Genomic DNA, 9,848 nt, shown 5'->3' with positions numbered 1-9,848 from the left:
AAGCCGAAGCCGAAGCCGAAGCCGAAGCCGAAGCCGAAGCCGAAGCCGAAGCCGAAGCCGAAGAAGAAACGGTTGCGGCCAAGCTTGCCCGCATCCGCGCGGCTGTCTCCGAGCAGGATGAAGCCCCCGCCTCGCAAACACCCGATGCGCGGGCCGCCACGCTTTCGAATATCCACGGGCCAGACGGCGCCCCGGCCACCGAGCTGGGCGATCCGTTCCAGGCACACCCGGGTGATCCGTGGGATGAGGAAAGCTGGGAAGACGAAGAGGCCGCTGAAGCCGGCTATGAGCCCGCCTTTGCGGCGCCGCCCCGCGATGAAGCGGATGCGCCGCCTGCGGAAGCCTTTGATGAAACGGCCTGGCCCGAAGCGGATGACGTTGCTGAAGAGGTGGCTGATGACCTCAAGGCGGCATCTCCGGCCGAGCACGAGGATGCAGAACCTGCCGCGCCGGAAGCCGCCGAAGCCGCGCCATCCGGGCGGTACCCGCGCAGCGTGACCGAGTTGGCCGAGGTTGCCCGCGCGCGCGTGATCCGTCTGCGCAAGGGGCCCGAGAAGGTTGAGGAAACGCCATCGGATAAGGGTTCCGCCACAGTGGATACCGATACCGATCATGTTGAATCGGGCGAGGCTGTTTCAGGGGCCGAGCTGCAATCTCGGCCCGCTCTTGATGCCGAAGTCGTCACGCATCCCGATTCGGTATCAAGCGACAGCGAAGAGGAGCTTTTTGCAAAGGTCGCATCGGCGCTGGGTGACACGGGGCTTTCCCCCGAGGACGAGGCCGAGCTTGTGGCAGAACTGGCGCTGGTCGAGCGCGAGGCCGAGGATCTGCGCCACCGCAGCGGCAAGGGGCGCGAGATTCTCGAAGCGGATGCGCGGGCGGATGAGGCCTCGGTCACGCGCCTTCTGCGGCAGACCGACCATGCCTTTGGCGAAGCCGAGAACCGGCGCCGCCAGAGCACGATCTCGCACCTCAAGGCAGCCGTGGCGGCAACCCAGGCCGAGCAGACCATGCGCGGCCCGCGTCCTGTCGACAGTGCGCCTGCTGACAGCGCCGCACCTTTTCGCGATGATCTGGCACGCGCCGTGCGCACCGATGGTGCCGCGCAGGAGGGTGAAGCCCCGGTACCGCGCCGCCCTGGCCTGCGCGGAGAGCCGCAGACCCGCCGCCCCGAAGCAACGGCGGCTGAAACAAGCCGCCGGCCCGACCCGCTGGTGCTGGTGTCGGAACAGCGGATCGACGTATCGCAGGCCGAGAATGCAGCCCCGGCAGCCGAGGGCGTGGCGCCTGTGCGCCCGTCCGGCGGTGTGCGGCCGCGCCGTATCCGTCAGGGCGGGGGGGGGCTTGCCGCGGTCGCGGCCGAAAGCAACGAGGACGAGAATATCTTCGGGGCGGACGAGGGCTTTGCCGAATTCGCGGCTCGAATCGGTGCCACGCGCCTGCCCGAGATACTCGAGGCCGCAGCCGCCTATATTGCCGAGGTCGAGGGCCAGCCGCAGTTTTCTCGTCCGCAACTGATGCGCCAAGCCGGCGGGCTTGGGCTGGACGATCGCGCCAGCCGCGAGGCCGGGTTGCGCTCGTTCGGGCAGCTTCTGCGTGAGGGCAGGATCATCAAGACACGGCGGGGCCTGTTCGAGATCTCGCAGGATTCGCCCTATGTCTCCGAGGCACGCAAAGCTGCGGGGCTGTAAATTTTCGCCTGAGGCAAGAACTGCGAACGCCGCCTGAACTATCGGGCGGCGTTCGTTGTCTGTTGGCGTGGCATCGGCTTAGCGACGGGGCCGGTTTCTCTGATCATTTTCGGCCGTGTCAGGGTCAGCCTTGCCCACGCCGCGAAAGATGAAGCGGAACGGCAGCGCCCAGACCAGCCCCAGCACGACATAGATTGCCAGTTCCAGCAGGAATGGCGGACGCTCGAACAGGTCGATCACGTTGACGGCGACGACGATATAGACAGGCAGCCCAACCAGCAGGATGATGAGCGCCCAGCGCCGCCGCGCCTTGTGGGAAAGTTCGGACATGCGCGGGCCTCCTTTCAGGGTGGCGGGGCGTGAGCGTCGCGCTGGTGCGGCGGCTGCCATGCCGCGCTCAGTCGGCGAAGGGATCGGTTACAAGGATCGTGTCCTCGCGCGCCGGCGACGTGGAAAGTAGCGCCACGGGGCAATCGATCAATTCCTCGATCCGGCGCACGTATTTGATGGCTTCCGCAGGCAGTTCGGCCCAGCTGCGCGCGCCCGCGGTGCTTTCGCTCCATCCCTGCATGGTTTCATAGATCGGCGTCACGCGGGCCTGCTGATCGGCGGCCGTGGGCAGGTAATCGAGCCGCTGGCCATCCAGCTCGTAGCCCACGCAGATCTTCAGCTCTTCGAAACCGTCCAGCACATCGAGCTTGGTCAGCGCGATCCCCGAGACGCCCGAGGTGGTGCAGGTCTGGCGCACAAGCACCGCATCGAACCAGCCGCAGCGGCGTTGCCGCCCGGTGGTGGTGCCGAACTCATGCCCGCGTTCGCCCAGACGCTGGCCGTCGTCATCGTGCAGTTCGGTGGGGAAGGGGCCTTCGCCCACGCGGGTGGTATAGGCCTTGACGATGCCCAGCACGAAATCGATCGCGCCGGGGCCGATGCCCACGCCGGTGGCCGCCTGTCCGGCCAGCACATTCGACGAGGTCACGAAAGGATAGGTGCCGAAGTCGATGTCCAGCAGCGCACCCTGTGCGCCTTCGAACAGGATGCGCTTGCCCGCGCGTCGCTTTTCGGCCAGCACGCGCCAGACGGGGGCGGCATAGCGCAGGATCTGCGGGGCGATTTCGCGCAACTCCGCCAGCAGCGCGGTGCGGTCGATCGGCTCCATGCCCAGCCCGCTGCGCAGGGCGTTGTGATGTACCAGCGCCCGGTCAATGCGAGCCTCGAGCGTGGCGTCATCGGCCAGGTCAGCCACCCGGATCGCGCGGCGTCCGACCTTGTCTTCATAGGCCGGGCCGATGCCGCGTCCGGTGGTGCCGATCCGGGCAACCGTGGTCTGGCCCTCGCGCGCGCGGTCCAGCTCGCCATGGAAAGGCAAGATCAGCGGCGTGTTTTCGGCGATCATCAGGTTCTCGGGCGTGATTTTCACGCCTTGGCCGCGGATCGTCTCGATCTCTTTAACCAGGTGCCAGGGGTCGAGCACCACGCCATTGCCGATCACGCTGAGCTTGTCGGCCCGCACCACGCCCGAAGGCAGCGCGTGCAGCTTGTAGGTGGTGCCGTCAATCACCAGCGTGTGGCCCGCGTTGTGCCCACCCTGGAAACGGGCGATCACGTCGGCGCGCTCGGAAAGCCAATCGACGATCTTGCCTTTCCCCTCGTCGCCCCACTGCGCGCCCACTACGACAACATTGGCCATGACTGCCCCTTGGATTGAGAATTCAACGGCCTTGTCATAGCGCCCGAACCCGCCGGGTGAAACCACAATAAGCACTCATGGGTGCGGTACCCGGAGCTAACGTTTCTTCTGCCGGGTTTCCCGCAGCAGGATGATCAGCCCGCTCGCGATGATGATGGCCGCCCCGGCCATTGTCCACAACGCCGGAATATCGCCCCAGATCAGCCAGCCCAGGCCAGTGGCCCATATCAGTGCGGTGTAATCGAACGGCGCCACCACGGCGGCCGGGGCCAGCCGAAAGGCCTGCGCGATCAAGGTGATGCCGAGGCTGCCGAAAACGGCGATCGCCAGAAACAGGCCAATGTCGCCGGGTACAGGCGGTGTCCAGTATGCCATGGCGAAGGGTGCGGCATAGATCATCGGAAACAGCATGACGAACAGCATCATCGTCCACAGGCTTTCATCGCGCCCGATCCAGCGCGAACTGATCATGAAAAGCGCGTAGCACAGCGCCGTGCCAACCACGAGAAGCGAGGCCGGCTGAAACGCCGCACCACCCGGCTGAACGACGACGAGAACGCCGACAAACCCCAGCAGAACTGCCCCCCAACGCCGCCAGCCCACGGCCTCGCCCAGCAGCGGCACGGATAGCGCGGTGATGAAGATCGGCGCCGAGAACACCAGCGCCGTTGCCTCGGCCAGCGGCAGGAAGCTGAGCCCAGTAAAGAACAGGTAGGCGCCGATCACCATGATCAGCCCGCGCAGCGCGTGCAGGCGCAGGTGGTTCGTGCGTAGCGCGTGCCGGCCGCGCAGCGCCGCCAGCCCCAGCGCGATGATCGGCACGGCGATAAGATTGCGCAGAAAGACGATCTGGATCGGGTCGTAACGCTCGGTCAGCAGCTTGGCGATGGCGTCGCTGCACACAAGAAACGCGACCCCCGCGCAGATCGTCGCGATGGCCAGCGATGTCTCGCTTCTGTCCAGTTGTCCTAATCCAGTCATTTCGCCCTGTGCACGTTGGCCAATACGGCGGTGGCTAGCAGATATTCCACCCCGGCGCGAGGGTGGCGAAAAGCACCCGCCGGCAAGGGGCATAGCCTGTGCAGACGGCGGTTGCCACTGGCAGGCGGCTTTCGGCGGCACGCAGGCTTGATTTGTCGCCGCGCTGAGGCCACTCTCGGGGCATGATGGTTCCGCCCGCTACGCCCGTGCCGCTCAGGGCACCCGCTCGTGACCCGCAGCAGGTCAGTTTCGACCGGCGCGAACTGGGCACGATCCTTTCGCTATACGGGCGGATGGTGGCCGCCGGAGAATGGCGCGATTACGGCATTTCCTGTTTGCGCGAAGTGGCGATATTCTCGGTATTCCGGCGCACGGCCGAGCATCCGCTCTATCGGATCGAGAAACGCCCTGCCCTGCGCAACCGGCAAGGCATTTATGCGCTGGTTGGCCCCGGCGGGCAGGTGCTCAAGCGTGGGCATGATCTGGCGCAGGTTCTCAGGGTGCTTGAACGCAAGCTGATCCGGGCGGTGGACAGCTCCGGCTGAGCCGCGCGAGGTGATGGCAGCAGGGGCGCGGGCCGATCCGGCACCACGCCCCTGTTCAGTGCTGTCAGGCCCTGATCAGCCTTTCTTGAGCACCCGGTTGCCCAGCGTCTCGGCAATCTGCACGGCGTTCAGCGCGGCGCCCTTGCGCAGGTTGTCGCTGACACACCACAGGTTGATGCCGTTGTCGATGGTGCTGTCCTGCCGGATGCGGCTGATATAGGTGGCATATTCGCCCACGCATTCAACCGGCGTGATGTAGCCGCCCGGCTCGCGCTTGTCGACGACCAGGATGCCCGGTGCCTCGCGCAGGATGTCGCGCGCTTCTTCCTCGTCAAGGTGATCCTCGAACTCGATGTTGATCGCCTCGGCATGGCCGACGAAAACCGGAACGCGCACGCAGGTCGCCGTGACCTTGATCGACGCATCGACGATCTTCTTGGTCTCGGCCACCATCTTCCATTCTTCCTTGGTGGAACCATCCTCGAGGAAGAGATCGATATGCGGGATCACGTTGAAGGCGATCTGCTTGGGATAGACCGAAGGCGCGACCTCCTGGCCCGGCACATATATGCCCTTGGTCTGGTCCCACAGTTCGTCCATGCCGTCCTTGCCCGAGCCGGAGACCGACTGATAGGTGCTCACCACCACCCGCTTGATGCGGGCACGGTCATGCAACGGCTTGAGTGCCACGACCATCTGCGCGGTCGAGCAGTTGGGGTTGGCGATAATGTTCTTCTTGGCGTAGCCGTCCACAGCCTCGGCATTGACCTCGGGCACCACCAGCGGCACATCGGGGTCGTAGCGATAGAGCGACGAGTTGTCGATCACCACGCAGCCGGCCTTGGCGGCCTTGGGCGCATAGGTCTTGGTCGCGTCCGAGCCGATCGCGAACAGCGCGATGTCCCAGCCGGTAAAATCGAATTGCGCCAGATCCTGGCACTTGAGGGTCCGGTCGCCAAAGCTGACCTCGGTGCCCTGACTGCGGCGCGAGGCCAGCACGGCGATCTCGTCGACGGGGAATTCCCGTTCGGCGAGAATGTTGAGCATTTCCCGGCCCACATTGCCCGTGGCGCCGACGACGACGATCTTGTAGCCCATCGGGGTCTCCTTTGCGTCTTCTGCGCGCTGCAATACAGCATCGGCGCAGCAGGTGAAAGGGGCGCAGGCAGGCTTGCCTTGCCCCCGCATTCACGGCAGAGGAAGACTCATGAGCGATTTTCCCGACCCCCTCCGCAAGGCCGCTGACCATGTCGAGGCCGCCCGCGCGGCAACGCGTGAGATACGCGCGCTGTTCGATCCGACCCCGCTTTTGCGCAACGATCACCTGTCGCAGCGCCTCGGTGCCGATATCTGGCTCAAGCGCGAGGATCTCAGCCCTGTGCGCTCGTACAAGATCCGGGGCGCGTTCAACGCCATGCGCAAGCTGCGCAAACGTGACCCGGCCCAGCGCCATTTCGTCTGCGCCAGCGCCGGCAACCATGCCCAGGGGGTGGCCTATGCGTGCCGGCATTTCGGTGTCTCTGGGACGATCTTCATGCCGGTGACCACGCCGCAGCAAAAAATCGTCAAGACCCGGACATTCGGCGGCGATTCGGTCAAGATCCGGCTGGTTGGCGATTACTTTGACCAGTCGCTTGCCGCCGCGCAGGAGTTCTGCGCGCGCGAGGGGGCACATTTTCTGGCGCCGTTCGATGATGACGATGTGATCGAAGGCCAGGCCAGCGTCGCGGTCGAACTGCTCGAGCAACTGGGCCGCGCGCCCGATATGGTGGTGCTGCCGGTCGGCGGCGGTGGGCTGGCGGCAGGGGTGCTGCGCTATATGCGGGCGGCGGCTCCGGAAACCGCCTTTCGCTATGTCGAGCCCGCCGGGGGGGCCAGCCTGAGCGCGGCGCTTGCCGCCGGAGAGCCCGTGACCTTGCGCTCGGTGGACAGCTTTGTCGATGGCGCGGCGGTTGCGCGGATCGGCGCGCGCCCCTTTGCCGTGCTTTCCGGGGTCGATCCGGCCCATGTGCTGCTGGCCCCCGAGAACCGCATCTGCGGCACGATTCTCGAATTGCTGAACCTCGAAGGTATCGTGCTGGAGCCCGCCGGCGCGCTCTCGGTCGATGCGCTGCCCGAACTGGCCGGGCAGATCGAGGGCAAGACCGTCGTCTGCATTACCTCGGGCGGCAATTTCGATTTCGAGCGCCTGCCCGAAGTGAAGGAACGCGCGATGCGGTTCTCGGGCCTGAAAAAATACCTGGTCCTGCGTCTGCCGCAACGGCCCGGTGCGCTGCGTGACTTTCTCGACATCCTCGGCCCTGACGATGATATCGCCCGGTTCGAGTACCTGAAGAAATCCGCGCGCAATTTCGGTTCGGTCCTGATCGGGATCGAGACTCTGGATGCCGCCGCGTTTCCGGGCCTTTTCGCGCGGCTCGACGCGGCAGGCTACACCTATCAGGACATCACCGAGGATGACACCCTGGCGGGGTTCCTGATCTGATGCGGTCGCCCGGCGCGGCGCTCAGCCAGCCGGCGGCATCTGAGCAAGAAGTTGCCGGCGCGATTCGGCATAAACGTTACGCAAGCTGTCGATATCAACCGCCGTCTTGTCACCTTCCGCGGCCTTCTGTTCGCCATGGGCGCACAGATCGGCCAACCGGCTGAACCCCAGGTTCAGCGCACTGCCCTTGATGAAATGCAATTCGCGGGCAAGCGCCGCGGCATCGTCCAGTGACGACAGTTCATCGATGGCGGCATCCACCTCGTCGATGAACAGCACGACCACCTCGGCGAAGCTTTCATCGCCGACTTCTTCCCGCAAGTCCCGCAGCCTGTCCCAGTCGATCATGCGAACCCCTTGCCACGGCCGCGGCCGCTCGAATGCCCAATATGGGAACCATAGTTTAATGTCTTGTAATCCGACGGCCGCATTTCAAAAGCAATACGACTTCACTGTTCATTAAACCGGGTCTGTCAAACCTTGCCAGATTTGATTGCCAAGGTCACCCCGGTGAGCGCAGTTTTGACACATGACCAGGAAGTGCCGGCAGCGAGGTGCAGCAACGCAGCCTGCAACGTGCTTGTCGTTGATGACAGCGCCCTGCAGCGGCGTGTGGCCAGTGTATTGCTCAGGCGTTGGGGGTATGCCGTGCATGAGGCAACCTCCGGTGAAGAGGCACTGCGCCTGTGTTCAGAGCAGCGTGTCGATATTGTCCTGTCCGATTGGGTCATGCCGGGCATGTCGGGGCTTGAATTCTGCCGTGCATTCCGGGCGCTGCCGCGCGATTCCTATGGCTATTTCATCCTGGTGACCTCCAATCGCGACAAGGGGGCCGTGGCAAAAGGCCTGAAGGAAGGTGCCGATGACTTCCTCAGAAAACCCGTATCCCCCGAAGAGCTGCGCGCCCGGATCATCGCAGGCGAACGAATCCTGCGCATGGAGGCGGAACTCATGCAGAAGAACCGCCTGGTTTCCGACACGTTGTATGCGCTGCAGCAAATCCATGACTCGATCGACCGTGACCTCGCGCAGGCGCGGCAGCTGCAACAATCGCTTGTCCGGCGCAGGCAGCATGATTTCGGCCTGGCGAAAGTGTCGCTGCTGCTGCGCCCCAGCGGCCATGTGGGCGGCGATCTGGTCGGGTTCTTTCCCATCGCGCAGGCAAGGGTGGGGCTGTTCGCGCTCGACGTGTCCGGGCACGGGGTGACATCGGCGATCCTGGCGGCACGGCTGGCAGGGCTTTTTTCGGGCGCGGTGCCCGAACAGAACATTGCGCTGACCCCGGGCGCCAAGGGGCAGCACCACGCACGGGCCCCCGAGTCGGTCGCCATGCAGATGAATCGGTTGATACTGGATGAGGTCGAATCCGAGCATTACTGCACCCTGCTTTATGCCGATGCCGATCTGGCGACGGGGCGGGTGCGCATGGTGCAGGCGGGGCACCCGTTTCCGGCGCTTCTTCGAAAAGACGGCAGGGTGGAGTTTCCGGGCCGGGGCGGCTTTCCTGCAGGTCTGATCGAAAACGCAAGTTACGAGGGTTTCGAGGTTGACCTTTCGCCGGGTGACCGGTTGCTGATCGTATCGGACGGGGTCACTGAATGCGCTGATCCGTACGGGCACGAGCTGGGCGAGGCCGGCTTGCGCGAAATCATGCAAGACATCGCGGGTCGCCGTGGCGAGGATTTTCATGAGGCGTTGATCGACGCTTTGGCGCGCCACGCCGGAACGCCCGAGTTCAGCGATGATGTCTCGGCCGTGCTTCTGGAATACGGTGGTCCAACGGCCTCCTGAAGCCTCCAGCAGGCGGCAACTGCATCCTTGCGGCACTTTGCAGGAAATGCCGGTCGCCATCGTTTCCGAGCCGCTCCACCGCTTCGTCCATCGGCAACCACATCGCGCTGTGTCCCGGTTCAGAAGGCGGGCCAAGCAGGCGCACCGGGCGGGCCAGATAGATCGTGCAAAGCTTTTCCGCCCAGATCCCATATTCCGGCATGTAGGTGAACCGGCGGAACACCCCCAGCCGCCGCAACGGCACGATGCGCCAGCCGGTTTCCTCGCGCACCTCGCGATGCAGGGCTTGCAGCACCGGCTCGCCGCGTTCGATACCCCCACCCGGCAACTGGAATTCCGGCACCGGCGCCGATTGGTGCGTCAACAGCACCGAACCATCGCGCAGCAACACCGCATAGGCCCCCGCGCGGTGGCGATAGCTCTGTGCTGCCAGGCGCGGGCTGCCAAAACGCGGAATCATCCCCGGCCCGGAGCCTTCTGCCGGGTGTCGGGCGATGTTGGCCGTATGGTCATCGATTCCATGATGCTCTCCAGTCGAAACTGATCCGGAGCACTTGGAACCGCCCTCCTTGGAAGGTCAAGAGCAGACAGGAAGGCGCTTGTTGCCGCTTGGGCGGGGGCCGACCTGCCGGTCAGCACGCAGCCTGTCGAGGTGGCGCAGTCGG

At 64.9% G+C, this 9,848-nt stretch carries 8 protein-coding genes and 2 pseudogenes; 4 read left to right on the top strand and 6 right to left on the bottom strand.

Annotation, left to right across the window (positions count from 1 at the left end; translation table 11 throughout):
• Positions 1–1,691: pseudogene (locus DQ229_RS16555) on the top strand (hypothetical protein); the annotation flags it as partial.
• Positions 1,692–1,769: 78 nt separating this feature from the next.
• On the opposite strand, the gene DQ229_RS14420 reads toward DQ229_RS16555, so the two are convergent.
• From DQ229_RS14420 to DQ229_RS14410, 3 genes are all read right to left on the bottom strand, one after another.
• A complete protein-coding gene (locus tag DQ229_RS14420) occupies positions 1,770–2,021 on the bottom strand; it encodes a DUF2842 domain-containing protein (protein WP_114966967.1) in 252 nt (83 codons plus the stop codon).
• 67 nt (positions 2,022–2,088) lie between these two features.
• Positions 2,089–3,381 carry an adenylosuccinate synthase gene (locus tag DQ229_RS14415; protein ID WP_114966966.1) on the bottom strand — a complete coding sequence of 431 codons (1,293 nt, stop codon included), beginning with the start codon at positions 3,379–3,381 and terminating at the stop codon, positions 2,089–2,091.
• 96 nt (positions 3,382–3,477) lie between these two features.
• The gene (locus DQ229_RS14410; protein ID WP_114966965.1) at positions 3,478–4,362 is read right to left on the bottom strand and encodes a DMT family transporter; all 885 of its coding nucleotides are present in this window, start codon (positions 4,360–4,362) and stop codon (positions 3,478–3,480) included.
• A 182-nt stretch (positions 4,363–4,544) separates the two neighbouring features.
• Here DQ229_RS14410 and DQ229_RS14405 point away from each other — a divergent pair, with 182 nt between their 5' ends.
• Positions 4,545–4,907 carry a DUF2794 domain-containing protein gene (locus DQ229_RS14405; RefSeq protein ID WP_114966964.1) on the top strand — a complete coding sequence of 121 codons (363 nt, stop codon included), beginning with the start codon at positions 4,545–4,547 and terminating at the stop codon, positions 4,905–4,907.
• Positions 4,908–4,982: 75 nt separating this feature from the next.
• Here the strand turns inward: DQ229_RS14405 and DQ229_RS14400 are convergent, their stop codons facing one another.
• Positions 4,983–6,005 (bottom strand): aspartate-semialdehyde dehydrogenase, encoded by a 1,023-nt coding sequence (locus DQ229_RS14400; RefSeq protein WP_114966963.1) that lies wholly within the window; start codon positions 6,003–6,005, stop codon positions 4,983–4,985.
• 109 nt (positions 6,006–6,114) lie between these two features.
• On the opposite strand from DQ229_RS14400, the gene ilvA reads away from it, so the two are divergent.
• On the top strand, positions 6,115–7,392 hold the full coding sequence (ilvA, locus tag DQ229_RS14395) for a threonine ammonia-lyase IlvA (RefSeq protein WP_114966962.1): 1,278 nt from the start codon (positions 6,115–6,117) through the stop codon (positions 7,390–7,392).
• Positions 7,393–7,413: 21 nt separating this feature from the next.
• Here ilvA and DQ229_RS14390 read toward each other — a convergent pair whose 3' ends face one another.
• Positions 7,414–7,740, bottom strand: a complete 327-nt coding sequence (locus DQ229_RS14390) for an Hpt domain-containing protein (RefSeq protein ID WP_114966961.1) — start codon at positions 7,738–7,740, stop codon at positions 7,414–7,416.
• Positions 7,741–7,968: 228 nt separating this feature from the next.
• Here DQ229_RS14390 and DQ229_RS14385 point away from each other — a divergent pair, with 228 nt between their 5' ends.
• The gene (locus DQ229_RS14385; protein ID WP_114966968.1) at positions 7,969–9,183 is read left to right on the top strand and encodes a PP2C family protein-serine/threonine phosphatase; all 1,215 of its coding nucleotides are present in this window, start codon (positions 7,969–7,971) and stop codon (positions 9,181–9,183) included.
• Positions 9,184–9,208: 25 nt separating this feature from the next.
• On the opposite strand, the pseudogene DQ229_RS14380 reads toward DQ229_RS14385, so the two are convergent.
• Positions 9,209–9,643, bottom strand: a pseudogene (locus DQ229_RS14380) (NUDIX hydrolase); the annotation flags it as partial.
• Positions 9,644–9,848 lie beyond the last annotated feature (205 nt).

The sequence above is a fragment of the Alkalilacustris brevis genome, assembly GCF_003350345.1.
Lineage (GTDB): Bacteria > Pseudomonadota > Alphaproteobacteria > Rhodobacterales > Rhodobacteraceae > Alkalilacustris > Alkalilacustris brevis.
This window is presented reverse-complemented; position numbering and strand designations above follow the sequence as displayed.